Source organism: Streptomyces sp. NBC_00203 (genome assembly GCF_045206325.1).
GTDB lineage: Bacteria > Actinomycetota > Actinomycetes > Streptomycetales > Streptomycetaceae > Streptomyces > Streptomyces lutosisoli.
Genome location: NZ_CP108126.1, coordinates 8,541,720 through 8,568,696 on the forward strand (window position 1 = coordinate 8,541,720; position 26,977 = coordinate 8,568,696).

At 70.7% G+C, this 26,977-nt stretch carries 29 protein-coding genes; 13 read left to right on the forward strand and 16 right to left on the reverse strand.

What is annotated here, in order from left to right; genetic code table 11:
• Positions 1-221: 221 nt before the first annotated feature.
• Together OG975_RS37930 and OG975_RS37935 are read right to left on the reverse strand one after the other, a co-directional pair.
• Positions 222-1,115 (reverse strand): 2-hydroxy-3-oxopropionate reductase, encoded by an 894-nt coding sequence (locus OG975_RS37930; protein ID WP_406333998.1) that lies wholly within the window; start codon positions 1,113-1,115, stop codon positions 222-224.
• A 44-nt stretch (positions 1,116-1,159) separates the two neighbouring features.
• A complete protein-coding gene (locus tag OG975_RS37935; protein WP_406333999.1) occupies positions 1,160-1,999 on the reverse strand; it encodes a TIM barrel protein in 840 nt (279 codons plus the stop codon).
• 136 nt (positions 2,000-2,135) lie between these two features.
• Between OG975_RS37935 and OG975_RS37940 the strand changes: the two genes are divergently transcribed.
• The 7 genes from OG975_RS37940 (at position 2,136) to OG975_RS37970 (ending at position 7,983) form a co-directional block, all read left to right on the forward strand.
• Positions 2,136-2,396 carry a hypothetical protein gene (locus OG975_RS37940; RefSeq protein WP_406334000.1) on the forward strand — a complete coding sequence of 87 codons (261 nt, stop codon included), beginning with the start codon at positions 2,136-2,138 and terminating at the stop codon, positions 2,394-2,396.
• Positions 2,393-2,770, forward strand: a complete 378-nt coding sequence (locus OG975_RS37945) for a helix-turn-helix domain-containing protein (protein WP_406334001.1) — start codon at positions 2,393-2,395, stop codon at positions 2,768-2,770. Before OG975_RS37940 ends, OG975_RS37945 begins: the two co-directional genes overlap by 4 nt.
• A 157-nt stretch (positions 2,771-2,927) precedes the next feature.
• The gene (uraD, locus tag OG975_RS37950) at positions 2,928-3,443 is read left to right on the forward strand and encodes a 2-oxo-4-hydroxy-4-carboxy-5-ureidoimidazoline decarboxylase (protein WP_406334002.1); all 516 of its coding nucleotides are present in this window, start codon (positions 2,928-2,930) and stop codon (positions 3,441-3,443) included.
• On the forward strand, positions 3,440-3,829 hold the full coding sequence (uraH, locus tag OG975_RS37955) for a hydroxyisourate hydrolase (RefSeq protein WP_406334003.1): 390 nt from the start codon (positions 3,440-3,442) through the stop codon (positions 3,827-3,829). The genes uraD and uraH overlap by 4 nt, the downstream gene beginning before the upstream one ends.
• Positions 3,830-3,834: 5 nt before the next feature.
• A complete protein-coding gene (gene pucL / locus OG975_RS37960) occupies positions 3,835-4,758 on the forward strand; it encodes a factor-independent urate hydroxylase (RefSeq protein WP_406334005.1) in 924 nt (307 codons plus the stop codon).
• A gap of 161 nt (positions 4,759-4,919) precedes the next feature.
• Entirely contained in the window at positions 4,920-6,296 is a 1,377-nt protein-coding gene (locus OG975_RS37965) for an 8-oxoguanine deaminase (protein WP_406334006.1), read from the forward strand.
• 355 nt (positions 6,297-6,651) lie between these two features.
• Entirely contained in the window at positions 6,652-7,983 is a 1,332-nt protein-coding gene (locus tag OG975_RS37970; protein WP_406334007.1) for a nucleobase:cation symporter-2 family protein, read from the forward strand.
• A 74-nt stretch (positions 7,984-8,057) separates the two neighbouring features.
• Here the strand turns inward: OG975_RS37970 and OG975_RS37975 are convergent, their stop codons facing one another.
• A complete protein-coding gene (locus OG975_RS37975; protein WP_406334009.1) occupies positions 8,058-8,873 on the reverse strand; it encodes a chitosanase in 816 nt (271 codons plus the stop codon).
• 202 nt (positions 8,874-9,075) lie between these two features.
• On the opposite strand from OG975_RS37975, the gene OG975_RS37980 reads away from it, so the two are divergent.
• Positions 9,076-9,714: a TMEM175 family protein gene (locus OG975_RS37980; protein WP_327432843.1), complete on the forward strand. Its 639-nt coding sequence runs from the start codon at positions 9,076-9,078 to the stop codon at positions 9,712-9,714.
• Here the strand turns inward: OG975_RS37980 and OG975_RS37985 are convergent.
• Positions 9,650-10,492 (reverse strand): helix-turn-helix domain-containing protein, encoded by an 843-nt coding sequence (locus tag OG975_RS37985; protein WP_406334010.1) that lies wholly within the window; start codon positions 10,490-10,492, stop codon positions 9,650-9,652. The two genes, OG975_RS37980 and OG975_RS37985, sit on opposite strands and share 65 nt — an antisense overlap.
• Positions 10,493-10,588: 96 nt before the next feature.
• Here OG975_RS37985 and OG975_RS37990 point away from each other — a divergent pair, with 96 nt between their 5' ends.
• Positions 10,589-11,443, forward strand: a complete 855-nt coding sequence (locus tag OG975_RS37990; protein ID WP_406334011.1) for an NAD(P)H-binding protein — start codon at positions 10,589-10,591, stop codon at positions 11,441-11,443.
• Here the strand turns inward: OG975_RS37990 and OG975_RS37995 are convergent.
• On the reverse strand, positions 11,416-12,972 hold the full coding sequence (locus OG975_RS37995; RefSeq protein ID WP_406334012.1) for an MFS transporter: 1,557 nt from the start codon (positions 12,970-12,972) through the stop codon (positions 11,416-11,418). The genes OG975_RS37990 and OG975_RS37995 overlap by 28 nt on opposite strands.
• 66 nt (positions 12,973-13,038) lie before the next feature.
• Between OG975_RS37995 and OG975_RS38000 the strand changes: the two genes are divergently transcribed.
• Entirely contained in the window at positions 13,039-13,440 is a 402-nt protein-coding gene (locus OG975_RS38000; protein WP_330308280.1) for a helix-turn-helix domain-containing protein, read from the forward strand.
• 15 nt (positions 13,441-13,455) lie between these two features.
• Here OG975_RS38000 and OG975_RS38005 read toward each other — a convergent pair whose 3' ends face one another.
• The 4 genes from OG975_RS38005 to OG975_RS38020 are packed head-to-tail and all read right to left on the reverse strand — an operon-like array spanning position 13,456 to position 17,042.
• Positions 13,456-14,661 (reverse strand): ABC transporter permease, encoded by a 1,206-nt coding sequence (locus OG975_RS38005; protein WP_406334013.1) that lies wholly within the window; start codon positions 14,659-14,661, stop codon positions 13,456-13,458.
• Positions 14,658-15,386, reverse strand: a complete 729-nt coding sequence (locus tag OG975_RS38010; RefSeq protein ID WP_406334014.1) for an ABC transporter ATP-binding protein — start codon at positions 15,384-15,386, stop codon at positions 14,658-14,660. The genes OG975_RS38005 and OG975_RS38010 overlap by 4 nt, the downstream gene beginning before the upstream one ends.
• Positions 15,383-16,534: an efflux RND transporter periplasmic adaptor subunit gene (locus OG975_RS38015; RefSeq protein WP_406334015.1), complete on the reverse strand. Its 1,152-nt coding sequence runs from the start codon at positions 16,532-16,534 to the stop codon at positions 15,383-15,385. Before OG975_RS38015 ends, OG975_RS38010 begins: the two co-directional genes overlap by 4 nt.
• A complete protein-coding gene (locus OG975_RS38020) occupies positions 16,527-17,042 on the reverse strand; it encodes a hypothetical protein (protein ID WP_406334016.1) in 516 nt (171 codons plus the stop codon). Before OG975_RS38020 ends, OG975_RS38015 begins: the two co-directional genes overlap by 8 nt.
• A 222-nt stretch (positions 17,043-17,264) precedes the next feature.
• Here OG975_RS38020 and OG975_RS38025 point away from each other — a divergent pair, with 222 nt between their 5' ends.
• Together OG975_RS38025 and OG975_RS38030 are read left to right on the forward strand one after the other, a co-directional pair.
• Positions 17,265-17,921 (forward strand): response regulator transcription factor, encoded by a 657-nt coding sequence (locus OG975_RS38025; RefSeq protein ID WP_330310336.1) that lies wholly within the window; start codon positions 17,265-17,267, stop codon positions 17,919-17,921.
• A gap of 347 nt (positions 17,922-18,268) precedes the next feature.
• Positions 18,269-19,549: a sensor histidine kinase gene (locus tag OG975_RS38030; RefSeq protein ID WP_406334017.1), complete on the forward strand. Its 1,281-nt coding sequence runs from the start codon at positions 18,269-18,271 to the stop codon at positions 19,547-19,549.
• Here the strand turns inward: OG975_RS38030 and OG975_RS38035 are convergent.
• The 5 genes from OG975_RS38035 to OG975_RS38055 all read right to left on the reverse strand — a co-directional run bounded on the left by OG975_RS38035 (position 19,509) and on the right by OG975_RS38055 (position 23,861).
• Complete coding sequence (locus tag OG975_RS38035) at positions 19,509-19,931, reverse strand: acyl-CoA thioesterase (RefSeq protein ID WP_406334019.1); 423 nt, start codon at positions 19,929-19,931, stop codon at positions 19,509-19,511. The genes OG975_RS38030 and OG975_RS38035 overlap by 41 nt on opposite strands.
• A 125-nt stretch (positions 19,932-20,056) precedes the next feature.
• The gene (locus tag OG975_RS38040) at positions 20,057-20,686 is read right to left on the reverse strand and encodes a hypothetical protein (RefSeq protein WP_406334020.1); all 630 of its coding nucleotides are present in this window, start codon (positions 20,684-20,686) and stop codon (positions 20,057-20,059) included.
• 42 nt (positions 20,687-20,728) lie between these two features.
• Complete coding sequence (locus OG975_RS38045; RefSeq protein WP_406334021.1) at positions 20,729-21,391, reverse strand: histidine phosphatase family protein; 663 nt, start codon at positions 21,389-21,391, stop codon at positions 20,729-20,731.
• A 41-nt stretch (positions 21,392-21,432) separates the two neighbouring features.
• On the reverse strand, positions 21,433-22,587 hold the full coding sequence (locus tag OG975_RS38050) for a serine hydrolase domain-containing protein (RefSeq protein WP_406334022.1): 1,155 nt from the start codon (positions 22,585-22,587) through the stop codon (positions 21,433-21,435).
• Between the two features lie 65 nt (positions 22,588-22,652).
• Positions 22,653-23,861 (reverse strand): pyridoxal phosphate-dependent aminotransferase, encoded by a 1,209-nt coding sequence (locus OG975_RS38055; RefSeq protein ID WP_406334023.1) that lies wholly within the window; start codon positions 23,859-23,861, stop codon positions 22,653-22,655.
• Between the two features lie 85 nt (positions 23,862-23,946).
• Here OG975_RS38055 and OG975_RS38060 point away from each other — a divergent pair, with 85 nt between their 5' ends.
• The gene (locus tag OG975_RS38060) at positions 23,947-24,585 is read left to right on the forward strand and encodes a winged helix-turn-helix transcriptional regulator (RefSeq protein ID WP_406334024.1); all 639 of its coding nucleotides are present in this window, start codon (positions 23,947-23,949) and stop codon (positions 24,583-24,585) included.
• 265 nt (positions 24,586-24,850) lie between these two features.
• Here the strand turns inward: OG975_RS38060 and OG975_RS38065 are convergent, their stop codons facing one another.
• Complete coding sequence (locus OG975_RS38065; RefSeq protein WP_406336655.1) at positions 24,851-25,657, reverse strand: hypothetical protein; 807 nt, start codon at positions 25,655-25,657, stop codon at positions 24,851-24,853.
• Positions 25,658-25,710: 53 nt separating this feature from the next.
• A complete protein-coding gene (locus OG975_RS38070) occupies positions 25,711-26,973 on the reverse strand; it encodes a VWA domain-containing protein (RefSeq protein ID WP_406334025.1) in 1,263 nt (420 codons plus the stop codon).
• Between the last annotated feature and the right edge of the window lie 4 nt (positions 26,974-26,977).

Genomic DNA, 26,977 nt, shown 5'->3' on the forward strand with positions numbered 1-26,977 from the left:
CAGGGACCTTCCGTACGAGGGGGCAGCGGCGTCTGCGGAAATCTTCTTCCGCTTTATGGACCTTCCGCTTTGTGGAGCCTAGGTTCGGGGTGATCTGAACGTCAACAGTTTGTTGAAGGTCGGTTGTGGTGCAGATGAAGCAGATGAATCCGGGCCGCGGCGGCGCTTGGGCGCGACAGGACAGGTGTCAGCGCCGCCGCGGCCCGGAAGTCGGGGAGGGCTCAGATCTGCGCGCCGGAGAGGCGCTCGACCGCGCGCAGCAGCGCGGAGTGGTCCAGGCCGCCGTCGCCCTGCGCACGCAGCGAGGCGACGAGCTGGGCGACCACGGCACCGACCGGCAGCGCGGCACCGACATTGCGGGCGGCGTCCGTGACGATGCCCATGTCCTTGTGGTGCAGGTCGATGCGGAAGCCCGGCTTGAAGTCGCGGTTCAGGAAGTTGTCCTTCTTGCGCGTCAGCACGGTGGAGCCCGCCAGGCCGCCGTTGAGGACGTCGAGCGCGGCCTTCAGGTCCACGCCGGACTTCTCCAGGAAGACCACGGCCTCGGCGCACGCCTGGATGTTCACGGCGACGATCAGCTGGTTGGCCGCCTTCACGGTCTGACCCGAGCCGTGCGGACCGCACAGCACGATGGTCTTGCCGAGCGCCTCGAAGATCGGCTCGGCCTCGTCGAAGTCGGCCTGCTCGCCACCGATCATGATCGACAGCACGGCCTCGACGGCACCGGCCTCGCCGCCGGACACCGGGGCGTCCAGGACGCGGATGCCCTTGTCCTTCGCCGCCTTCGCGAGGTCCACGGAGGTCTGCGGCGTGATCGACGACATGTCGATCAGCAGCGCGCCGGACCTCGCGTTCTCCAGGATGCCGTCAGGACCGTACGAGATGGCCTCGACGTGCGGGGAGGCGGGCACCATCGTGATCACGACGTCGGCGTCACGCACGGCCTCGGCGATCGAACCGGCCGCCTTGCCGCCGGCGGCCGTCAGGCGCTCCAGCTTGTCCTGCTCCAGCGTGAAGCCGGTGACGTCGTACCCGGCCTTGATCAGGTTCTCCGACATGGGGGAGCCCATGATGCCGAGACCGATCCATGCCACGTTGGGAAGAGTGCTGCTCATGAGGGTGCCTCTCTAACTGCTGTGATACGTCGATGAGTTGCCGCTCAGCGGGCGGCTCGGGCCTCGGCGGGCAGCCAGTCGAAGGCCTCCGCGCTCGGGCGGTCGCCCGGCTTGTACTCCAGGCCGACCCAGCCCTCGTAACCGGCCTTGCCCAGCTGGTCGAGGAGGTCTTCCAGGGGGAGGGTGCCGGTGCCGGGGGCGCCGCGGCCGGGGTTGTCGGCGATCTGTACGTGGCCGGTCTTCGAGGCGTACTGCTCGATCACCGACGGCAGGTCCTCGCCGTTCATGGACAGGTGGTACAGGTCCATGAGGAACTTGGCGTTGCCGAGCCCGGTCGCCTCGTTGACCTTGTCGACGACGTCGACGCCGGCCGGGGCGGTCACCAGCGGGTAGTTGGGCGACTCGGGCTTGTTCAGGGTCTCGATCAGGAGGATCGCGCCGATCCGGTTCGCGGCCCGGGCCGCGAGCACCAGGTTCTCCAGTGCGAGCGCGTCCTGCTCGGCCGGGTCCACGCCCTCGACACGGTTGCCGTACAGGGCGTTGAGGGCCTTGCAGCCCAGCGACTGGGCGAAGTCCGCGGCCACGTCGATGTTGGCGCGGAACTTCTCGGACTCCGCGCCGGGGATCGACAGGGCGCCCCGGTCCGGGCCCGGCAGCTGCCCGGCGTAGAAGTTCAGGCCCGTCAGCTGGACGCCCGCGTCCTCGATCGCCTTCTTGAGGGCGTCGAGCTCGGACTGCTCGGGGGTGGCGGAGTCGACCCAGGGCCACCACAGCTCGACCGCGCCGAAGCCCGCCGCGGCGGCGGCCGCGGGGCGCTCCAGGAGCGGGAGTTCCGTGAAGAGGATCGACAGGTTGACGTTGAAGCGCTGGTCTGCGAATCCCATGGGGTCGGCGCTCCCTTCCGTTAGTGATTCCGTATTGCGGAAGTTCGTTTCTGCTTAATGGAAGATTGCCGTCGTGTGTCGCGGCTTGTCAAGAGGGGGCTGCCGGGAAATCCACGCCGCGCAGTAGGTTGAGCCCGTGCGATTGAGAGTGGAGTTCACGACCGAGCCCTTCGACCTCGACGAGGCGCCCCGGCATGCGCTGGTCGCCCGCGAGGTCATCGAGGCGGCCGAACTGGACGCCGTGGATGTCGGCCCGTTCGGCAACACCGCGGAGGGCGGCGCGGACGCGGTGCTCACCGCGGTCGACGCGCTGCTGCGCAAGGCCCTGGAGGCGGGCGCCACCAGGGTCTCGCTCCAGGTGAACGTCGTAGGCGCTGTCGGGGAGGGCGATAAGTGACCGGTATCGGGGACGACCCCTTCGTGACGGCGGTCAAGCCGCTGGTCGACGCCATGGGCGGCGAGATGCTGCCGCCCGACCAGGCCGGCGCCGACGACGTCGTGCTGTCCTGGGAGGGCGTGGACGTCGTCGCCGTACGCCTGCCCCAGCTGGCCGACTCCCTCGACCACATCCTGGCCGCCCTGGAGCGCAAGCAGGGCAAGCCCCTGGCCGACCTCGACCGCAAGGCCAAGCAGGAGGTCGTGCGCATACTGGAAGCGCGCGGAGCCTTCTCCGTGCGGCACGGCGTGGAGACCGTGGCGGGCGCGCTCGGAGTGAGCCGCTTCACCGTCTATAACTACCTGAACAGGGAAAACGCCGCGAAGGGTCAGTGACTCGCGCCTCGTGCGCGCGCCTGTGCGACCCGCCGCCGTCCGGACTTCCCGGGCGGCGGTTTTTGTTACCCCAAGTTTTCAACAAAGTGTTGACGTGGTGTTTCCGAGGGCGTTAGCTATCCGCAGCCCGTCCAGCACAAGGCCACGGAGGCTTCCCGTGACTTCGAGTACGACACCTGGCGGTCTCGCCGGATTCAACGCCCTGGAGGAGCGCGCGGCCCTCGCCGCCCTCCACGAGGCGTGCGCCTCATCGGCCTGGGGGAGCGCCCTGCTCGCCCACCGCCCCTACGCCACCGCCGACGACCTCTTCGCCGCGAGCGACGCCGCCATGGCCGAGCTGACCACCGCGGACCTGGAGGAGGCGATGGCCGGGCACCCGCCGATCGGGCGGCCGAAGCCCGGTGACCCGACCTCCTCCCGGGAGCAGCGCGGCATGGCCGGCGCCTCCGAGGAGCTCAAGGCTCAGATGCTCGAACTGAACCTGGCCTACCAGGAGAAGTTCGGCCACGTCTTCCTCATCTGCGCCACCGGCCGGACCGGCGAGCAGATGCGCGACGCGGTCAAGGAGCGGATCGGCAACTCGCCCGAGCAGGAGCGCGAGATCGTCCGCTCCGAGCTGGGCAAGATCAACCGCATCCGTCTGACCAATCTCGTACAGGAAGATGAGGCATGAGCACCGACACCACGGCCTCCGTGTCCACGCACATCCTGGACACCAGCGTCGGCAGGCCCGCCGAGGGCGTCGCCATCCAGCTCGCGGCCCGCTCCGGGCGTGGCGCGCACTGGCAGGCGCTCGGCGGGTCCGCGACCGACGCGGACGGCCGGTGCAAGGATCTTCCGGCGCTGCCGGAGGGGACGACCCATGTACGGCTCGACTTCGAGGTCGAGGCGTACTTCGAGAAAAAGCAAGCCGATGCGCAGCAGGACGCCCCCGCGAATCGGGACAGCGGCGCGTTTTTCCCCGAGGTGGCGATTACCTTCGCCGTCAATCCGGGCGAGCACTACCACGTACCGCTGCTGCTCAACCCGTTCGGCTACTCCGTTTACCGAGGGAGCTAGCAGACATGCCCACGATTCTGGGACAGAACCAGTACGGCAAGGCCGAGAACCGCGTCGTCAAGATCACCCGTGACGGCGACACGCACCACATCAAGGACCTGAACGTGTCGGTCGCGCTGAGCGGCGACATGCAGGAGGTCCACCTCTCGGGCTCCAACGCGAACGTCCTGCCGACGGACACCACCAAGAACACGGTGTACGCCTTCGCCAAGGAGTACGGCATCGAGTCCGCCGAGCAGTTCGGCATCCACCTGGCCCGGCACTTCGTGACGAGCCAGGAGCCGATCAAGACGGCGCGCATCCGTATCGAGGAGTACTCCTGGGAGCGTATCGAGACCTCGGACGCCAACTCGAAGTTCATCGGCGCCGACGAGGTCAAGCACTCCTTCGTACGCAAGGGTCAGGAGACCCGGGTCACCCAGATCACCTTCGACGGTGAGAAGTGGGAGGTCATCTCCGGCCTGAAGGACCTCGTCGTGATGAACTCGACGAACTCCGAGTTCTGGGGCTACGTCAAGGACAAGTACACGACGCTCCAGGAGGCGTACGACCGCATCCTGGCCACCCAGGTCTCCGCCCGCTGGCGCTTCAACTGGAGCGGCGACGAGCAGAAGATGCCCAACTGGGAGAAGTCCTACGACCAGGTCAGGAAGCACATGCTCCAGGCCTTCGCGGAGACGTACTCGCTGTCGCTCCAGCAGACCCTCTACCAAATGGGTTCGCGGATCATCAACAACCGCAGTGAGATCGACGAGGTCCGCTTCTCCCTCCCGAACAAGCACCACTTCCTGGTCGACCTCAAGCCGTTCGGGCTCGAGAACGACAACGAGGTCTACTTCGCGGCCGACCGTCCGTACGGCCTCATCGAGGCCACCATTCTGCGCGACGGCTGCGAGCCGCACATCCCGGTGGACCTCACCAACCTGTAGTACTGCGGCCAGCAGTATTGCTGCTCCACCCCCGACGCGTGCGCCGGCGTCAAGTCCCAGGGGAGAGCGGGGGCATCTGCGCAACAACAGCACCACGGACCCGGTCGTCACCCCGCTCGACCCCCGGGTCCGTCCGCCAATGGGAAGAACGAGGAACCACCGTGGCAGCTTCGCGCATCGTGATCGAGAACTGTTCCATCGCGACCGTGGACGCGGGTGACACCGAGTACACCTCGGGCCACATCGTCGTCGCCGACAACAAGATCGAGTCGGTGGGCGCGGGCAAGGCCCCCGAGAACCTGGAGAACGTGGTCCGCCGCATCGACGGCACCGGGCACCTGGCCACCCCCGGCCTGGTCAACACCCACCACCACTTCTACCAGTGGATCACCCGCGGCCTGGCCACGGACCACAACCTCTTCAACTGGCTCGTCGCGCTCTACCCGACCTGGGCGCGCATCGACGAGCAGATGGCGTACTCCGCCGCGCAGGGTTCCCTCGCCATGATGGCCCGCGGCGGCGTCACCACCGCCATGGACCACCACTACGTCTTCCCGAAGGGCTCCGGCGACCTGTCCGGCGCCATCATCCGGGCCGCCCGCGAGACGGGCGTCCGCTTCACCCTCGCCCGCGGCTCCATGGACCGCAGTGAGAAGGACGGCGGGCTGCCGCCGGACTTCGCCGTCGAGACCCTCGAAGGCGCCCTCGCCGCCACCGAGGCGACCGTAGACGAGCACCACGACGCGTCCTTCGACGCCATGACGCAGATCGCCGTCGCGCCCTGCTCGCCCTTCTCCGTCTCCACCGAACTCATGAAGCAGGGCGCCGAGCTGGCCCGCCGCAAGGGCGTACGGCTGCACACGCACGGCTCGGAGACCGTCGAGGAGGAGCAGTTCTGCAAGGAACTGTTCGGCATGGGCCCGACCGAGTACTTCGAGTCGACCGGCTGGCTCGGCGAGGACGTGTGGATGGCGCACTGCGTCCACATGAACGACTCCGACATCGCCGCCTTCGCCCGTACGAAGACCGGTGTGGCGCACTGCCCCTCCTCCAACGCCCGCCTGGCGGCCGGCATCGCCCGCGTCCCCGACATGCTGGCGGCCGGCGTCCCGGTCGGCCTCGGCGTCGACGGCACCGCCTCCAACGAGTCGGGCGAACTGCACACCGAGCTGCGCAACGCCCTCCTGATCAACCGCCTTGGCGCCCACCGTGAGGCCGCCCTGAACGCCCGTCAGGCGCTGCGCCTCGGGACGTACGGCGGCGCCCAGGTCCTGGGCCGCGCCTCGCAGATCGGCTCCCTGGAGCCGGGCAAGCTCGCCGACATCGTGCTGTGGAAGCTGGACACCCTGGCCCACGCCTCGATCGCCGACCCGGTGACCGCGCTGGTCTTCGGCGCGGCGGCCCCGGTCACCCTCTCGCTCGTCAACGGCAAGCCGGTCGTCGAGGACAGCCGCCTGCTGAACGTCGACGAGGACGCCATCGCCCGCTCCACGCGGGCCGAGGCGCAGCGCCTGGCGCAGATCACCGCGCAGGCCTGAACAGTTGAAGATCTCCGGCTGAGGGGGACGGCCCTCAGCCGGTAGCCGTGGACCCGAGCGGGGTCCATGGCGGCCGTCTCCGGGGAGCGTGCGTGGACGCGCCTGCTCCCCGGAACGGTCTCCGTGACAAAGATCCCTTTTGTCGCGGTCATCGTCCCGGTCCCGCACGACCGCGCATCACCTCCCTGAAACCCGCGTCAACGCCGACGTGCAACCGACCGGAGGAGCCGCCGTGGCCGACCAGCCCGAGCCAAGCACCGATGCAGAACCAGCAGAACCAACCGAAGCAGCTGGACCAACTGGATCAACTGTCCAGTCCAAGCACCCGGTTGACGAGAAACTGCCCGCCCTCAAGATGGCGACCAGCGGCCTCCAGCACGTGGCCGCCATGTACGCGGGAGTCGTCGCCCCGCCCCTGATCGTCGGCGCCGCCGTCGGTCTGTCCGCCACCGAACTGACCTTCCTCACCGGCGCCTGCCTGTTCACCGCGGGCCTCGCCACCTTCCTCCAGACCCTCGGCTTCTGGAAGATCGGTGCCAGGCTGCCGTTCGTCAACGGCGTCACCTTCGCCGGTGTCGCCCCCATGACCGCGGTCGTCGCCTCCACCAAGGACAAGAGCGATGCGCTGCCGATCATCTTCGGCGCGGTCATCGTCGCCGGCGTCCTCGGTTTCATAGCCGCCCCGTTCTTCAGCAAGGCGGTCCGCTTCTTCCCGCCCGTCGTCACCGGCAGCGTGATCACGCTCATCGGTGTCTCGCTGCTGCCGGTCGCCTTCGGATGGGCGCAGGGCCCCAACCCCGCGGCGGACGACTACGGTTCGACGACCTATCTGGGCCTGGCGGCGGCGACGCTCGTCATCGTGCTGCTGCTGCGCCGCTTCACCCGCGGCTTCGTCAAGCAGATCGCCGTGCTGCTCGGCCTCGTCATCGGCACGCTCGTCGCGATCCCCTTCGGTGTCACGGACTTCGGCCCGGTGGCCGACGCGGACGTCGTCGGCTTCCCGACGCCGTTCCACTTCGGCGCCCCGCAGTTCCAGGTCGCCGCGATCGTCTCGATGATCGTGGTCATGGTGGTCTCGATGACCGAATCGACCGCGGACATGCTGGCGTTGGGCGAGATCGTCGAGCGCCCCGCCGACGAGAAGACCATCGCGGCGGGCCTGCGCGCCGACACCCTCGGCTCGGCGCTCAGCCCGCTGTTCAACGGCTTCATGTGCAGCGCCTTCGCGCAGAACATCGGCCTGGTCGCGATGACGCGGATCCGCAGCCGGTACGTCGTCGCCACCGGCGGCGGTTTCCTGGTGCTGATGGGCCTGTGCCCGATGGCCGCCTCGCTCATCGCCGTCGTACCGCGTCCCGTCCTCGGCGGCGCCGGCGTCGTCCTCTTCGGCTCGGTCGCGGCGAGCGGCATCCAGACCCTCGTCAGGGCGGGCCTGGAGAAGGACAACAACGTCCTGATCGTCGCCGTGTCCCTCGCCGTGGGCATCATCCCGATCACCGCGCCGGAGTTCTACCACGCGTTCCCCGAGACGGCGAAGATCGTCCTGGACTCGGGCATCTCGACGGGCTGCATCGCGGCCGTGGCTCTCAACCTTGTCTTCAACCACCTCGGCAAGGGGCAGGACGCGGACGAGGTGACGCATCCCATGGAGGCGGGTGAGGACCTCAGGGCGGTCCCGGCCCACTGACATCCAGCGGCGAGCGGAGGGCGCGGCACCCCTGGGTGCCGCGCCCTCCGCCGTCCGTCCTCGGGGTCCCTCCGTCAGCCGATGTGGTAACTGTCGCCGTACACCTTCCAGTCCAGCGGCGGATCGAGGTTCAGGTTCCGCTTCCGCAGGAACACCCGCTGGGCGGTGTCCACCCGGCTGGTGTCCGAGTGGGCCTCCTCCTGCTTCATCGCCCACACACGGGCGTCGAGGAAGGCGTTCAGATACGTCACCTCGTCGCCGCCCTGGGCGGGCGGCTTGGCCTTGGCCAGCGCCCGCCTGCGGATGCTGCTGAAGCTGGTGCTGTCACCGCCGTCGCCGTGCATCACGATGGCGTCGTAGTACGTGAACTGGCCGAGTACGCCGAGGCCGTCGGTCTTGCCCTGCTTGACGGCCGGGTTGAAGTAGACGCGGTCCCGCTCGTCGTTCTGGGCCTGCTGGAACGCCGAGTCCTGGGCCGCCCTGCGCCAGTCGCCCTGGAAGCCGGGGTCCAGGCCCTCGTGGGAGTCGCTGCCGTTCACCTCGCGCAGCGCGGGCAGGTACTTGGCCAGGACGTTGCCGGGCTTGCGCCGCGTGTAGAGCTCGACGAGGTCGAGCATGTCGCCGGTGCCGGAACAGAAGCCGATGATCCCGGCGGTGTAGCCGCGCCCGTCGCCGATGTCCTCGATGTACTTGTACTGCGCCTTCCAGTCCAGCGAGGAGTTCTCCGCGCTGGAGACCAGCTTCATGGCGATCTCCTTCTTCGCCGGGTCGTCCAGACCGGCCGCCGCGGCGGTCGCGGACTGGGTCGCGATGACCGGGCCTGCCACCAGGGAAGCTCCGATCAGGGCGAGCAGGGTGCGACGCGAAGTGCGTATGTGGGGGGTGTGCACGGTACCTCCGATGAGGGGAGTGTGTCGTTGGGGCGTACTGTTAGGAAAGTTTCCTACCAGAGATTGGAGGTGGCGTACACCCGTCAGGGAAGGGCGAGTTGGCGATCCCGTGCCGACTGCCGGGCGGTGCTGGGCTACGGTCTGAGCGCACAGACGGCACATGAGTGATGCACAGACACGGTCACAACGGGGAGAGTCGGTCATGAACGAGTCAGGCCGTGTGGAGGCCTTCAGCGACGGCGTCTTCGCCATCGCCATCACGCTGCTGATCCTGGAGATCAAGGTCCCGGAGGTCGGTGAACACGGCGGACTGTGGCACGCACTCGGCGCGCAATGGCCCTCGTACGCCGCCTACGTCGTCAGCTTCCTGGTCATCGGCATCATGTGGATCAACCACCACCAGGTCTTCAGTTACGTCGCCCGGATCGACCGCACGCTGATGTTCCTGAACCTGCTCGTCCTGATGGTCGTGGCCGCCGTGCCCTGGCCGACGGCGATGCTCGCGGAGTATCTGCGCGAGGACAAGGCGTCCCATGTCGCGGCCGCCGTCTACAGCATGGTCATGGTCGCGATGGCCCTGTCCTTCCAGGCCCTGTGGTGGCACCTCACGCGCACGGGCCACCTCTTCGACAGCCGCGTCGACATCGAGGCCGCCCGCCGCACCCGCGTCCGCTTCGCCCTCGGCTCCCTCGCCTATCCCGCCACGGTCGCCCTTGCCTACGTCTCCGCCCCGCTGACCCTGGCCGCGCACGGCCTGATCGCGGTCTACTACGGCTTCAACCAGGTGCCGGTGCCGACCCGAACGCCTGACACGGCCGCGCCGCCGGAAGCCGCCCGGTGAAGAAGGACGTCGGCGGGACGCCCATCAGCGTGCGGAAGTCGGCGGTCATGTGCGACTGGTCGTAGTAGCCCGTGGCGGCGGCCAGTTGGGCCCAGGGAATGCCCGGGGACCGGCCGGCGTGCGTGAGGATGTGGCGTACGCGGGCGATGCGGGCGTAGTGCTTGGGGGAGACGCCGACACCGTCCGCGAAGAGGTTGCGCAGCTGCCGCTCGCTGACGGCGAGACGGTCGGCCAACGCCCTTACCCCTACAGGTACATGGCCTTCCTCCGTCGACATGGCCTCGACCGCGGCCCGCAGCAGCCCAGTACGCGAGGGGTCGGCAGGGGCGAGCCGCTCGGGCAGGGTCTCCGCCAGGTGGGGGACCACCTGCTCGTGATCCAACGGGAGCAGTTCCTCCGCCAGTTGGCGGGCAGGGGTGCCGGGAAAGTCGCCGAGCGGCGCGACCCGTCCCACGAGATCGACCGCCGGTACACCGAGCAACGGGCGTGCCGCGCCCGGGCCGAGACGCAGCTGGACGCAGGAGGCCAGCCGCTTGCTCGCGTGGTACGAGGCCCGGGTGCGCGGTCCCACCACCAGCACATCGCGACGGCCGTTCTCCTCGACCCGCACCACCATCTTCGTTGCCGCGTCCGGGACATGGGCGAAAGGCTCGCGCAGATCGCCGTCGACGGACGTGAACCCGGCGTCGACGAACCAGGGGAGCAGCTCCTCGGGCAGCGTCAGGCGCGCCTCGACGAGACCGTTCGCGCCGGGCTTCGTCTCCTGCGTGGTGGTCACCTCTCCACCGTAGACGTGCCCCGGCTTCGGCCGGGCCCGTGAACCGTGCCGGAATTTCCTAGAGCAGGGCGGCATCGGCTCGGCACGGTGAGAGACATGATCCTAGTGACCGGTGCCACGGGCACCATCGGCAGTGAACTCTTGCGACAGCTCGCCGCGCGCGGCGAGAAGGCCCGCGCGCTGACCCGGGACCCCGCCCGTGCGCGGGTGCCCGCCGGGGTCGAGGTGGTGCGCGGCGACTATCACGAGCCCGCTTCCGTCGAGGCCGCGATGTCCGGGGCGTCCGCCCTGTTCGCGGTGGGCGTCCTCGGGCCCGGCGACGCGGACGCCGACGCCGCGCTGGTCGCGGCGGCGCGTGCGGCAGGCGTACGCCGGGTGGTGAAACTCTCAGCCATCGGCACCGGCGACCCGGCCCTCGGCCCGGTGAGCAACTGGCACCTCGGGGGTGAACAGGCCGTCCAGGCAAGCGGGTTGGAGTGGACGGTCCTGCGCCCCTCGTCGTTCGCCTCCAACACCCTGAGCTGGGCGGCGGCGATCCACTCCGGCGACCCGGTGCCCAACATGACCGGGACCGGCACGCAGGGCGTCATCGACCCGCGCGATGTCTCCGAGGTCGCCGCCGAGGCGCTGCTCGCGCCGGGGCACACGGGCCGCCTCTACACCCTGACAGGACCCGAACTCCTCACCACCGCCGACCAGGCCGCCACCCTCGCCGAGATCCTCGGCCGCCCGGTCACCACTGTGGACGTACCCCCGGACGCCCTCCGCGCGCAGTTCCTCGAAGCCGGCATGTCCGAGACCTACGCCGAGGGCGTCCTGGCGGGCACGGCGTACGTCCGTCGGGGCGGCAACGCGGTGGTGACGGAGGACGTACGCCAGGTGCTGGGCCGGGCGCCGCGTACGTATGCCCAGTGGGCGCACCATCACGCGGAGGCGTTCGCGCGGGACTGACGGACGGCCTCGGCCCCGCGTGTCCCGGCCACCGCGACGGGTGCCTCCTCGGCGGCTGCGGGAGTCTCCTCCACCACGGGGGCGGAGGAGACACGTCCCGGGCGCAGGAGTACGGCCGCCAGTGCCAGAGCCGCCGTCGCGATGCCCGTGGCCACGGTGAACGCCAGCCGGTAGCCGTCCGCCGTCGCCGCCACGACCTGCTCGCCCCCGCCGATCAGGCTCTCCGTGCGGCTCGCCGCCAGCGTCGTGAGCACCGCGAGACCAAGTGAACCGCCCACCACCTGCGTGGTGTTGAAGAGGCCGGAAGCCAGTCCCGCGTCCTCCTCGCGGGCGCCCGACATGGCGAGCCCGGTCACCGCGGGCATCGCGGCCGCGAAACCGGCGGCGAGCAGAAGCAGCGGAGGCAGCACGTCGGCGACGTAGGTGCCGTCTGCCGGAGCCCGGCCGAGCAGGGCCAGGCCCGCGGTGATGAGGACGAGCCCGGCGAGCAGCACGCGGTACGGGCCGAAGCGGGCGATCGTGCGCGCCGACAGACCGAGCATCAGCGCCCCGATCGCGATCGGCGCGGGCAGGAACGCCGTGCCGGTGAGCAACTCGCTGTAGCCCAGGACGCGTTGGAGGTAGAGCGCGCCGATGTACTGGAAGCCGTACATCCCGGCGATCATCAGGATCTGGACGCCGTTCGCACTAGTCAGGGCACGGGAGCGGAAGAGCCGCAGCCGGAGCAGGGGCCGGGCGGTGCGCGCCTGGCGGAGGGTGAACGCCACGAAGAGGGCGAGTGAGACGGCCGCCAGGGTCAGGTTGCCGCCGAGCCCCCGGTCCCCGGCGCCCACGATCGCGTACACCGTCAGCATCAGCGCACTTGTGACCAGGGCCGCACCCGGGTAGTCGGCGCCCTTGCCGAGACCGACTCCCTGGTCCGGGGCGAGAATCCGCAGCGCGGCGACCCAGGCCACCACCCCGATCGGCAGGTTGATCAGGAAGATCCAGTGCCAGTTGAGGGCCTGCGTCAGCGCTCCGCCGAGGAACGTGCCGAGCGCCCCGCCCGCCGCGCCGACCGCGCTGAACACCGCGATGGCACGCGCCTGTTCGCGCGGCTCCGGGAAGAGCGCGACGAGCATGCCGAGGACCACGGCCGAGGTCATCGCCCCGCCGACCCCTTGCAGTGCGCGGGCCGCGACGAGCATGCCCTGACTGGTGGCGACCCCGCACAGCACGGACGCCGCGGTGAACACGGCGAGCCCGGCGGCGAACATCCGCTTGCGGCCCACCAGATCGCCGAGCCGCCCCACCAGGAGCAGCAGCCCGCCGAAGGGGATCAGATACGCGTTCACGACCCAGGCGAGTCCCGGGGCCGAGAAGCCGAGATCGCCCTGGATCGCGGGCATCGCGACCGTGACGATATTGCCGTCCAGGATCGTCATCAGCGTTCCGGCGCACAGGACGACGAGCGAGGCCCAGCGGGAGTACGTTCGTGGTGTCGGTGACTCGCTCCGCGACAGCATGGCGATGGCCTCTGCTTTCTCCATAGGTGCACGACTTGTAACGGGGTTCATCGTGGGTGACCATGGAGTCCGCCATAAGGAGGCACTTCGATGTCCCAGGGGAACACCGGTGTTACCTCGCAGGCAGTGCTCGCGCAGGCGTGCCCGGTCCGCGAAGTTCTTGACAGGGTCGCCGGAAAATGGAGCGTGCTGATCATCGTGGCCGCCGCGCACGGCCCGATCCGCTTCACCGAGCTGGAGCGGAGCGTGGAGGGCATCAGCCGCCGCATGCTGACCCTCACCCTGCGCAATCTGGAGCGCGACGGACTCCTCACCCGGACCGTGTATCCGACGGTCCCGCCGAAGGTCGAGTACGAACTCACCCCGGTGGCCCGCGAGTTGCACGCGACCCTGCTCTCCCTGACCGACTGGGCCGAGCGGCACCGCGTCACGATCGCCGAGTCGCGCGCGGCCTACGACGTCGAGCACCAGCCGGAGCTGGTCGACTCGTAGGCCGCGCACGGGACTTCAGGGCGTGGCGAGCGCCTCCGTCGGCGACAGCCGTGCCGCGCGGATCGCCGGGTACAGCCCCGCCAGGCCGCCGATCACCAAGGTGGCCGCGATGCCCCCGGCCGGCGCCCACGGCGGTACGACGGCCGGCCAGCCCTGGTAGAGGGCGTACCCGGTGGTGACGGCCAGGCCCAGCAGGGCGCCGGCCGCGCCGCCGAGGGCGGACAGGAGCAGTGACTCGGCGAGGAACTGCGTACGGATCTGTCCTCGCGTCGCGCCCAGCGAGCGGCGCAGCCCGATCTCGGCCCGGCGCTCAAGGACCGAGATGACCATCGTGTTGGCCACGCCCACACCGCCGACGAGCAGAGCCACCGCGCCCAGGCCGAGCAGCAGCCCGGTGAACGCCTCGCCCGCGGCCTGCTGGGCGGCGAGCGCGTCCGAGGGGCGGGAGACCTGGACCTCGCTCGGCGCCTCGGGGTTGGCGGTCGCGCCCAGCACGGAGCGGACCGAGGTGACGGCCGCGTCGGCGGAGCGCGTGTAGACCTTGGTGGCATGACCGTCGAAGCCCAGCTCCGACTCGGCCACGGGCCAGCCGACCAGCGTCGCCGTGTCCAACTCCGGTGTCAGCGGCACTGGTTGGAGGATGCCGACGACCGTGAACCAGCTGCCGCCGACCAGTACCTCGGTGTCCGGGCCCGCATGGCCGATCCCCAGCCGTGCGGCGGCCGTCGCACCGAGCACGGTCGCCGGGTAGCGGCCCGTGGCGCCGTTCAGCCAGGTGCCGCTCGCCAACTCGGCGCCGACCGTGGCCCGTAGCGAGGTACGGGCCGCGTACACCGCGATTCCGTTGGTCTGCGCCTCGGGGATCCGGTCGGTGCGATAGACCTTCGCGTCCGCCGTCCTGCCGACCGCCGACACCGACTGCACACCTTCGATGCGGGACACCATCTTCTCGGCGGTGGAGGGAAGTTGGGACTGGCCGCCGGTCAAGCTGCTCCCCGGTGACACCGTGAGCAGATTGGTGCCGAGGGCCGCGAGCGCGCGGTCCAGATCGGCGCGGGACGAGGACGAGATACCGACGACGGCGACCATCGCCGCGATGCCGATCGCGATGCCCAGCGCCGAGAGGAAGGCCCGCAGCGGCCGGGTGCGCAGACCGACGGCGCCGACTCTGACGACGTCGGCGGGGCCGAGCCGGGCGGGGCGCAGTACCTCCGTGGTCATCGGACCGCCTCCCGTGAACCCGCGGCCGAGGGGCCCGCTTCTCCTGCGGCCCCCACCGCCTCGCCGGCCGAGTCCTCGACCACCCGGCCGTCCCGCATCCGCACCCGCCGCGGCAGCGACGCCGCGATCTCCCGGTCGTGGGTGATGATCACGACCGTGGTCCCGGTGGCGTGCAGATCGCGCAGCAGCCTCATCACACCCAGGCCCGACGCGGAGTCCAGCGCGCCCGTCGGCTCGTCGGCCAGCAGCAGCGGAGGGTCCCCGGCCACCGCACGTGCCACGGCGACGCGCTGCCGCTCGCCGCCGGACAGCTCGTGCGGCTCGTGGTGCATACGGTGGTCCAGGCCCACCCGGCGCAGCGCCGCGGCCGCACGACGACGGCGCTCGGCCGGCCGCAGCCCCGAGTACAGCAGACCGTCGGCCACGTTCTCCAACGCCGTTGTCCCGCCCGCCAGATGGAACCGCTGGAAGACGAAGCCGATGCGCCGCGCCCTGAGCGCCGAGAGCCGGGCGTCCGACAGCGCGCCCGCGTCGAACCCCTCGACCCGGACACTGCCCGAGGTGGGCCGGTCGAGGGTGCCGAGCATATGGAGCATGGTCGACTTGCCGGAGCCCGACGGGCCCACGATCGCGACGAGTTCACCGCGCGCGACGGTCAGCGTCACCCCGGCCAGCGCGGTGACCTCGCCCGGGTAGACCTTGGTGACATCGGTCAGCGAGATCATGCGGGTGTCCCCACCTTCGTGCCCTCGGCGATCCCCTCGCCGGTGATCTCCACCCGCCCGTTCGCGAACAGCCCCGTCTCGACAGGGACGTACGCCGTGGTCGACCCCCGTACGACCTCGACGCCGAAACCGCCTTCCGGAAGCGCGACGAGCGCGGCGATCGGAACGGTGAGCACGCTCTTGCGCTCGCCCGCCGTGAAGAAGACATGCACCGCGGCCAGCACATAGGACGCGGCCGTCCGCTGCGCCTTGGCGCCGTCGAGCGCGACCGTCACCTTCACCTTGGTCGTCGCCTCCTCGTCTCCGCCGTCGCCGGGATCGACCACGGTGGAGACGTCCTGGACGCGCCCCTCCACGCGGGTGCCGTCCGGCAGCTCGACGGCGACCTTCGTGCCCTTCTTCGCCAACCGCTGGTCCGCGGTGTCGAGTTCGAGGCTGACGACCTGGGCGGTGCCGGTGTACGAGAGCACCTTCTGGCCGGGCCCCGTCGCCGCGCCCTCCTGGGCGTCCAGGGAGTCCACGCGGACGGCTCCCGGAGCGAACACCACGCGGCCGAGCTCCACGATGCCGGTCTCGTCCAGCCCGTGGTCCTCCTGCCACTGCCGTATCGCGTCGGCGGTGGCGTCGGTGTACTCGTCGTCGACCGTGAAGCCGGAGTAGCCCAGCGCCTTGAGATTCCGTTCCAACTGCCGGACGTCCGCCCCTTCGACGCCGGGCTTCAGGTCGCGGTACGCGGGAGTCGCGCCGTACATCAGGGTGACGGGCTTGTCGTCCACCTCGTACAGCGCCTCGCCCCGGCTGATCCTCTCGCCGGTGTCCGGGAGGCGGGTGAGGGTGCCGGGGACGCGGCCGGCCGCGGCGCTCGCCGTGCCGTAGCCGAGCTCGCCGTCCTCGGACTGGCTGTCCTTGAGGGTCTGGCGGGTCACGTCGGCGGTGGCCGGGGGGAGCCCGGCGGCGGAGCCGCCACCGGAGCCGTCGCGTCCGGCGAACCCGAGCCCCGCCGCGGCCGCCCCGCCGACCGCGGCGAGCACGCCCACCGCGATGACTGCCTTACGTCCGCGACGCCGGTGGCGACGGGGGCGGTCCGGCTCGGACGGGGGGAGAAGTTCTGCTGACGTGTCCTCGGGCACGACCGTCGCCTCACTCATCGCCGGCCTGGTCGTTGGAGGGGCCGCTGCCCGAAGGGGCGTACTTGTCGCACTTCTTCTGGGCCTTCGCGAAGTCGGGGTCGTCGGCGATGTCCTTCGTGATCTGGATGCCGCCGTTCTCGGGGTCGGGGAAGTCCTCGACGCCGTTGTCGCGCATGCACTGGGAGAACTTGCGTGCCTTCTGCTCCATCTCGGGGTCGGCACTGGCGTCCCCGTTCTGGATGGGGTCGTACTTGCGGCAGTCCTCCATGGCCTTGTCGATCTGGCTCTTTGGCAGATGGCCGGTGATCCGGATGCCCTTTCCGGGCTCCGGGTCCTCCACGTCCACGCCGTGTTCACGCAGGCACTGCGCGAACTTGACGCCCTGGTCCTCGCGTGAGCTCTTGCTCGCCGTCGCCGCCGCACCGGTCTTCACGGTGTCGTCGCCGGAGCCGCAACCCGAAAGCGCCAGCGCCAGGGCCAGCGCGGCGGGGAGGGCGGCCAGTGTGCCGCGGGTCAGCGTCCGCATCGCGTCGTCTCCTCGTGTCGGGGCCGGAGGAGCTCTCCGGCCGCACGCCAGGAGGCAACAGCAACGGGTGTTTCCCCAGCGTTTCCACGGCACTTGAGTGCTCGTACGGGGACTGTCGGCGAGCACTGGACGAGCACTGGACGATCACTAACGGAAAAGAAACACGGCTCCCGGCACTCTGGGCCCTGCTGAGCGCTCTCCCCGGAGAAAGGCGTGACCCGAATGCGGGTACTGGTGGTCGAGGACGAACCGATGCTCGCCGACGCGATCACGGAATGGCTGCGCGGTCACGCCCATGCGGTCGACACGGCGTACGACGGCGCGGCGGCACTGGAACGTGCGACGGTCGTCGACTACGACGTGGTCGTCCTCGACCGGGACCTGCCACGCGTGCACGGCGACGACGTGTGCCGCGAGCTGGTCGCCTCCGAATCGACCGCGCGGGTGCTGATGCTCACCGCGGCGGCCGAGGTCACCGACCGGGTCATCGGCCTCGGTCTCGGCGCCGACGACTACCTCGTCAAACCCTTCGCCTTCGCCGAACTCACCGCCCGTGTCCTGGCGTTGGGGAGGCGGTCGCGGCCGGCCGCACCTCCCGTGCTGCGCCGGGCGGGGCTCACCCTCGATCCAGCCAGGGGCGAGGTGTTCCGGGGCAGCCGATACGTCCCCCTGTCGAAGAAGGAGTTCGCCGTGCTGGCCGAGCTGCTGCGCGCAGAGGGGGCCCCGGTCTCCGCCGAGCAACTCCTGGAGAAGGCGTGGGACGAACACGCCGATCCCTTCACCGGCGCCGTCCGGCTCGCGGTGCTCAAGCTGCGCCGCAAGCTCGGAGACCCGCCCGTCGTGGAGACCGTGACGGGCGTCGGATACCGGATCCCGTGAGCGGGACCGAGCCACGCGCCGTGGCAGTTGTCCGACTGCGGCGGTCCCCGGAGGGATCCGGTCCGCCGCGGTCGGCGGAGCGGTGCGGGGTGTCGCCTGCGGCGGAGCGAGCAGGAAGGGCGTCTGTGGCGGAGGGGGCGGGGGTGTCGCGTGCGAGGAAATGGTTCGGAGGGTCGTCTGCGACGAAGCCACCCGAAGTGTCGCCTGCGGAGGAGCCGTCCGCATGTTCGCCTGCGGAGGGGCGATCCGGGCTGCCTCCCGCCGCGAAGCGACCGGAGTCGTCGCCCGCCTCGGCGCGGACCCGGCCGTCGCGCGGGCGCCGTCGGCTCCTTCCGCGCCGGACCACCTTGCGTGCCCGTCTCACCCTGGTCTACGGCGGCCTCTTCTTCGCGGGCGGCGTCGTGCTGCTCGGTGTCACCTACGCGCTGCTCACCCAGCAGCTCGACCACTCCGGGCAGAAGGTCATCTCCCAGACGCACGCGACGGGGAGCCCACAGTCCACCGCGCCGGCCGGCGCCGGGCAGGATTCACCCGCGCCGACCACCGAACCCCATGACGAGCGGACCCTCGTCTCCGCCGACGGCAGAACCCCTCCGCCCGGCGTCACCGACCTCGAGAAGTGGATGGACGCCGAGCGCGACAGGCTCCGGGAGGCCGCCACTTCCTCGCTGCTCACCCAGGGCGGCCTCGCGCTGCTCGTCGTCGGCGGCGCCGCGGCCGGGTTCGGCTGGCTGATCGCGGGCCGCGTCCTCGCCCCACTGCACCGGGTCACGGACACCGCGCACCGGATCGCCAGTGCCCCCGCAGCCGACCGCGGCCTGCACGAGCGCATCGCGCTGCGCGGCCCCGACGACGAGGTCAAGGATCTCGCCGACACCTTCGACACCATGGTCGAGCGGCTCCACCGCTCCTTCGACGGCCAGCGCCGCTTCGTCGCCAACGCCTCCCACGAACTGCGCACCCCGCTGACGCTGGGCCGCGCCCTGGTCGAGGTCGCCATGCACCGTGCGACGGCCTCCGAGGACGTCAGACAGCTCGGCGAGAACCTGCTGGAGATCAACACGCGGCACGAGCGCCTCATCACCGGCCTGCTGCTGCTCGCCCGCTCGGAGAACGAGATCGCCGAACGGCTGCCCGTGGACCTCGCCGACGTGGTGACCCATGTGACCGGCCAGATCCAGGGGGAGGCGGAGCGCGCCGGAGTCACCCTCCAGGAGAAGGCCGAGGAGGCGCCCACGCTCGGCGACGCACTGCTCCTCGAACGCCTCGTCCACAACCTGGTCGAGAACGGCATCCGACACAACACCGGGGACGGGGGATGGGTCGAGGTGGTCAGCCGTACGGGCGACGAGGGCCGGGTGGAGGTGGAGGTCACCAACTCCGGTCCCGCTGTGCCGCCGTACGAACTGCCAGCCCTCTTCGAACCCTTCCGCCGCCTCGGCGCCGACCGTGTGGTCACCTCGAAGGGCGCGGGCCTCGGCCTGTCCATCGTCCGCTCCATCGCCCGCGCCCACGGGGGTGAGGTCGTCGCGCACCCGCGCGAGGGTGGCGGGCTGACGGTGACGGTGTCGCTTCCGGCGGAGGAGCTCAGAGCCCGAACGCCACCGGATCGGAGGCCAGCGACTTGAAGACCGCCCGGGGGTCGGCGACAAGCCTGCGCTTCTCCAGGTTCAGCAGCCCGCCGACCGCCGTCACCTCGGCGGCCACCGTGCCGTCCGTCTTCCGTATCGTCTGCTCGATCCGGAACGACTTGCCCTCACCCCAGACGAACGCGCACGTCACCTCGACCTCTTCGCCGGCGCGCAGCTCCCGTATGTAGCGGATGGTGGTCTCCAGGGCCACTGGGCCCACGCCGCTGCCTATCAGCTCGGTCTGGCTGATCCCGGCCGCGTGCAGTAACGACCAGCGGGCGTGCTCCGCGTACTGCAAATAGACGCTCTGGTTCAGGTGCCCCTGCACATCGGTCTCGTACCCACGGACGGTCACTGCGACGGAAAACGGCTCTGCCACGACTTCCCCTTTTCCCCTTTGACGACGCTTCACATAACTCTTCGCATGAGTCTTCGTATGACGCTTCGACGGCGGTCAGGACTTGATCGATCCAACTCCCTTGTACCGCACGGCATTCCGGCGCCTCACACTCGCCGCGGGGAAGCCAGCACATACCGCGCCCCGGTGCGCGGCTCGGTGTGCTCGCCGACCTGCCAGCCGGCCTTCTCCAGCGTGGCCGCGCAGGCGCGCAGCGCCCCGGGGTCCGGCTCGCGCACGGCGACGGCCTCCGGCTGCGGCGTCGCCCGCACCCGGTAGCCGCCGCCCTCCGCCCCCGCGGGCCGGTGCCCCGCGGACTCCAGCGCGAGCGCGGCGGCCTGCACCAGATGCGTACGCTCCCATCCGCACGGACGGTCGACGGCACCGTCCTGGTTGGTCATCCGGCGCAGCTCCAGGAGCCCCTGCCAGGCGCTGTGCACCTCCCGGATGCGCGCCGGGCCGGGGTCGGCCGTCTCCTCGCCGCCGATCCGCGCGGCGAACACACCGGCCTCGGCCGCGACGGGGGCGGCCTCCACGGCGGCGACCGGCTCCGGCGTCTCCCGTATGCGATGTCCGGCGGGCGTCAGGAAGTGGTCGCGCGGCGGCCGGGGATGCCGGAAGGCGAGCCCGCGCTGCACCAGCGCGGCGAGCTGGGCCTCCGTGCCCTTCAGCCGCCCGGTGACGGGATCGGCGGCTTCGATGACGCGCCGCTGTGCCGCGGTCGGCGGTCGTGTCACGGCGCGCTCCCTCCCGCCGCCGGTCGTGTCGCGGCGGCTCCCTCAGCCGCCCGTCAGTTGCTCCCCGGGAGTCTGTCCCGCCGAGGGGAGCGGCTCATGGGAACAGTACGTGTCGGGTCTGACATTCCAGCCGGCCACCACATGCCGCCGGTGCTCCGTGCTCAGTCGGCTCATCGTCCCGGTGCCCAGCTGGAACAGGGCGCCGGCCCCGGCGGGCAGCCCCAGCCGCCGCGCGGTCAGCACCCGCAGGAAGTGCCCGTGCGACACGACCACCACACTGCCCTCCGCCTCCGCGAGCGCCGCGTCGATCTTGGCCAGCATCCGCTCCGCGCGCGCCCCGACCTCGTCCGGGCTCTCCCCGGGGTGCTCGGGCGGGCCTGCCGCGACGCCGTCCGTGAACAGGAACCAGTCGGGCCTGCTCCGGTGGATCTCGACGGTCGTGATCCCCTCGTACCCGCCGTAGTCCCACTCGGACAGGTCCGCGTCCACGCGCGCCCCGGCGACCCCGGCCAGCCGTGCCGTCTCCTGGGCCCGCTGCATCGGGCTGACGAACGCCGCCGCGATGTGGTGCCGGGCGATCAGCGGAGCCAGCCTGCGCGCCTGATCCCGGCCGTTCCCGGTCAGCGGGACGTCGGTCGACCCCGTGTGCCGTCCGGACATCGACCACTCGGTCTCACCGTGCCGTACGAGGAGCAGGTCGCCCATCGCCGTCCCCTTCCTGTTCCTGTCGTTCCCTTCGTACGGTGTCACCGACTCCCGGCGGCCCGCAGGACCGACTCCGCCAGACGGCCGTTCTCCGGGGACGCGCCGTCACCCGAGGGGAACGCGAAACGGCGCCGTGTGTAGGCGTACGCGATACCGCTCGCCGGGTCCGCGAAGCCGAGGGACCCGGCCGCACCGCTGTGCCCGAACGCGTCCCGCCCGAGGAACGGATACCGGTCGGCCAGGAACTCGAAGCCCAGCCCGAAGTGGTCCAGCGCGCCGGTGACCAGGTCGGGGCCCGCCGCGTGGACCCGGCTGAACTCCGCCACGGTCTGGGGGGTCAGCAGCGCGGCCCTGCCGTCCAGCGCGCCGATCGCCGCCGCGTACATCCCGGCGACCCCGCGCGCATTGCCCACACCGCCCGACGACGCGGGCCCCAGCGCGCGGACGGCGCGGGTGTTGCCGAAGGCCACCACGTTGGTCGCGGGAGTGGCGTTCTGGTTGAAGGCGACGGCGCCGACACTGCCGGGCACGAAGGCGTTCGCCTTCAGCAGCGCGATCTGCTCGGGTGTCGGCACCAACGGCTGGACCTCGGCCCAACGCGGTTCCAGCGTCTCGGGCAGGCCCAGGTGGAAGTCGAGGCCGTACGGCGACCGGATCCGCTCCTCGTAGAGTTCCTGGATCGACTTCCCGGTGACCCGGCGCACCACCTCGCCGGTGAGTGCGCCGATCACGAAGGCGTGGTAGCCGTACGCCGTTCCCGGCTCCCAGAACGGCTTCTGCCCCGCCAGACGAGCCGCGAGCAGCCGGTCGTCGGCCAACTCCTCGATCGAGAAGCCGCCTTCGACCCCGACCAGACCGGCCTGGTGCGCCAGCAGCTCGCGCAGCGTCAGCCGGTCCTTGCCCTCGGCGGCGAACTCCGGCCAGTAGCGGGCGACTTCACGGTCGAGGTCGAGTACGCCCTCCTGCACCAGCAGCGCGACCACGAGGTGCGCCGCGCCCTTGGCGATCGAGAAGAGGCTCGTCAGCGAATCGCCGGTCGTGCCGTCGCCCGCCCAGAGGTCCACCACCCGGCGCCCGTCGAGATACACGGTGAGCTGGGCGCCCGGCTCGTGCTCCTCCCCGGCCAGGAAGTCCGCGAGCTCCTCCCGTACGCCCTCGAAGCCCGCTTCCACGGTGCCCCGCACCTCGTGCGACATCGTCGGTCCTCCCCGTTGGTGATCACGTACGTGGTCGCCAACAGGCCGGGGAGCATGGGCATTCCCTACTGCCGGTAGCCGCTCAGGAAGCGTCCGATCCGGCTGATCGCCGCGTCCAGGTCGTCGGCGTGCGGAAGGGTGAGGATGCGGAAGTGGTCGGGGCGCGGCCAGTTGAAGCCGGTGCCCTGGACGACCTGGATCTTCTCGCGCAGCAGCAGGTCCAGGACGAACTTCTCGTCGTCGTGGATCTTGTGGACGTTGGGGTCGAGGCGCGGGAACGCGTACAGCGAGCCCTTCGGTTTCACGCAGGACACGCCGGGAATCTCGTTGAGCTTCTCCCAGGCCACGGTGCGCTGTTCGTACAGACGGCCGCCGGGCGCGGTGAGTTCGTTGATGGACTGGCGGCCGCCGAGCGCGGCCTGGATCGCGTACTGCGCGGGCGCGTTGGCGCACAGCCGCATGGAGGCCAGCATGGTCAGGCCCTCCACATAGCTCTTGGCGTGCTGCTTCGGACCGGTGATCACCAGCCAGCCCGAACGGAAGCCGGCCACCCGGTAGGTCTTCGACAGACCGCAGAAGGTCAGGACGACCAGGTCGGGGGCGAGCGCGGCGACCGAGTGGTGCACGGCGTCGTCGTACAGGATCTGGTCGTAGATCTCGTCGGCGAAGACCATCAGGCCGTGCCGGCGGGCGAGGTCGAGGATGCCCTCGATGATCTCCTTCGGGTAGACGGCGCCGGTGGGGTTGTTGGGGTTGATGATGACCACGGCCTTGGTGCGGTCCGTGATCTTCGCGGCCATGTCGTCCAGGTCCGGGTACCAGTCGGCCTGTTCGTCGCAGAGGTAGTGGACCGCCTTGCCGCCCGCGAGCGTCGTCACGGCCGTCCACAGTGGGAAGTCCGGGGCCGGGATGAGGATTTCGTCGCCGTCCTCGACCAGCGCCTGCACGGCCATCGAGATCAGCTCGGAGATGCCGTTGCCGAGGAAGACATCGTCGACGCCGACCTCCAGACCCAGGGTCTGGTAGCGCTGGGCGACCGCGCGGCGGGCGGAGAGGATGCCGCGCGAGTCGGTGTAGCCGTGTGCCTGCGGGAGCATCCGGATCATGTCCTGGAGGATCTCCTCCGGCGCCTCGAAGCCGAAGAGTGCCGGGTTGCCGGTGTTGAGGCGCAGCACGCTGTGGCCCGCCGCCTCCAGTGCGTCGGCGTGCTCGATCACCGGGCCGCGGATCTCGTAACAGACCTCGCTGAGCTTGCTGGACTGCCGGAACTCCATGCGCTGCGCCCTCCGGTTCGATGTGTTGCTTGGTTTTACCAAGTAGCTGCTTGGAAAGTCCAACAAGATAGCTAGACTGCGTCGCATGTCACCTCGCCGAAGCTACGACCAGTACTGTTCCGCCGCCCGGGCCCTCGACGCCGTCGGTGACCGGTGGACCCTCCTGATCGTCCGCGAGCTGCTCGGCGGACCGCGCCGCTACACCGATCTGCACGCCGACCTGCCCGGCGTGAGCACCGACGTCCTCGCCTCCCGGCTCAAGGACATGGAGCGCGACGGGCTGACCACGCGGCGGCGTCTTCCGCCGCCGGGTGCGGCGTACGTGTACGAACTCACCGGGCGTGGGCGGGAGTTGCTTCCTGTGCTCCAGGCGCTGGGGGAGTGGGGTGCGCCCGCGCTGGGGGAGCGGCGGCCCACCGATGCCGTGCGGGCGCACTGGTTCGCGTTGCCACTGCTGCGGGGGCTGCGGGGGGCAGGGGCGGGGGAGGGGCTCGTCGAAGTCCGGCTGGACGAGGGGACGTTCCATGTGTGGCTCGGGGGCGGGGAGGGGCCGGTCTGTGGGGACGGGCCCGCTCCGGAGGAGCCGGATGCCCGGCTGGCGCTTGATACGGAGACGTGTGAGGCCGTGAGTCGGGGGGTGTTGGGGCTGCTGGAGGCTGTGCGTGCGGGGCGGGTTGAGGTGACGGGGGAGGGGGCCGTGGCCAAGGTGTTGCGGGAGGGGTGACGTAGGGGGTTTTCGCCCCCGCCGCCCCTACCCGTCCCATCCCCAGGGGCTCTGCCCCTTCGACCCCGTTCGGTTGTGTGTCGGGTGCGGGTGGGTGGGGGCTGGGCGCGCAGTTCCCCGCGCCCCTTCCGGGGGCTGCGCCCCCAGACCCCCGCGTCCCTTCCGGGGGCTGCGCGCGCCCCCAGAACCCCCTTCGGCCTGAACGGCCTCGTCCTCGAACGCCGGACGGGCTGAAAGATCAGGCCGTCCGGCGTTCGCTGAAGAGTCAGGCGCCCGGTGGCATGCGCGAAGGTCGTCCTGAACCCCGTGTCAGTGCGTAGCCGCCGATGCCCGCGAGGGCCGCGAGGATGCCGCCGATCGCGGTCCATACCCAGCGGTCGGACCACCAGCCGGAGGACCAGCCGTCGTCGGGTTCGATCGAGGACAGTGCGGCCGTCGTCGAGTCGGAGTCCGAGTCGGACTGCTCGGCGCTTGTCGCGATGCCCGGGACGAGCGGCTTGGCGAGCGAGCCGTCGACCGCCGCCGCGCCGCCGATGTCCTTGGAGTCGACCTTCACCTCGGTGCTCACCGGCAGACCCAGGTCGGAGGAGCCAAGGCCCGTGGCGGTCAGCCGGATGTAGTACGTGCCCGGCAGCGGGTCGTTGGCCCAGGTGTCCGACCAGGCGCGGACGGTGCGCAGGGTGCAGGACAGGTCCACGGAGGCCGCGTCGCTCGCCGCCGTCCGCGTCTGCGCCCCGTACTGGCACGCCTGGCGGCGCCGCAGGCCGTCGTACACGTCGATCTGCCAGGTCTCGGCGGCCTTGCGCGTCGAGGCCTCGGGCAGCTTCACCGTCGCCTTCACGGTGGGCCGCTGGCCGGCGTCCGCGGGGAACGACCAGTACAGGTAGTCACCCGTGGACCCGCTCGCGGTGGCCTGCTGGCCCTGCTCGATCTCGGTCGCCGTACGGAACGACGTACCGGCCTCGGTGGGCGCGCCGCCGTCGTCCGACGGGCTCGCCGAGGGCGAGGAGTCGGCGACGGCGGGGGAAGCGGACACCCCGAGCAGTGCGGGGGTCGCGGCGACGCCCAGCATGAGCAGTGTCTTCGCCGTCATCGTCGTCTTGGTCAACATACGTCGGACTCGCATCAGTTGGTCCTCCAGACCGCGACCCGCCAGCGCGAGATCCAGCCCCACAGCACACCCGCGAGGAAGCCGGTGAGCACAAGGGCGCCGAGCAGCCACCAGCCGCGCCCGAGGCCGAACGAGGCCACGTCGCCCGCCTGGTCGGGCCCGTCGACGACGTCGACCGTCAGCTCCAGCGGCATACCGGGCGTGGTCTTCACACCGCTCGCCGCCGAGAAGGAGTTGGACACCTGCAGACACACGGTCTCGGCCGCGGCGTTCTCGTCGTCGCTCTCGGCCTTCGGGTAGCGCAGACCGGTCGAGATCACATCGGTACGGCCGTTGCCCGCCGCCTCGCCACGCACGATCTCGCGACCGTGCACGGTGACCGCCCGCACCAACACCCCGTGGTCCTGGTTGACCTGACGGTCGGCGGCGATGCTCACCGAGGCGCGCAGCTCCTGGCCCGGCTTGACGTCCACCCGGTAGTAGCGGTGCTGCCCGAACTCCTCGCGGTCCGTGTACAGCCCGGACTTCAGCGCCGGGGCACTCGTGCAGGATCCGGCACCGTCCACGGCGACCGGCGTCACCACCGGATCGGCGGCCCGTTCCACCAACTGGCCCACTCGGTCGGAGAGTTCCTCCTTGTGCTGCACCGAGGTGTAGGTGCCGCCGGTCGCCTCCGCGATGCAGCTGAGCTGGTCGCGGGTCTTGGCGTCCGGCACCAGACCGAGGGTGTCGATGGTCAGGCCGATGCCCTTGGCCGCGATCTCGCGGGCCACCTCGCACGGGTCGAGCGGCTGGCAGGTGTCCTCACCGTCGCTGATCAGCACGATGCGGCGGGTGCCGTCACCGCCGTCGAGGTCGTCGGCCGCCTTCAGCAGCGCAGGACCGATGGGCGTCCAGCCGGTGGGCGTGAGGGTCGCGACGGCGGTCTTCGCCTCCGTGCGGTCCAGGGTCCCCACCGGGTACAGCTGTGCGGTGTCCTTGCAGCCCGTCTTCCGGTCGTTGCCGGGGTAGTTGGCGCCGAGGGTGCGGATGCCGAGCTGCACCTCCTCGGGTGTCGCGTCGAGCACCTCGTTGAACGCCTGCTTGGCCGCGGCCATCCGCGACCCGCCGTCGATGTCCTTGGCCCGCATCGAACCGCTGACGTCCAGTACGAGTTCGACCTTGGGGGCGGCCGCCGTCGTTTCGTCGGCGACCGCTCCGGCCGGGAAGGCGATCCCGGCCGTCAGGGCGGCGAGCAGGGCGCAGACTCCTGCTGCCAGCCGTTGTCTTGTGATCATCGGC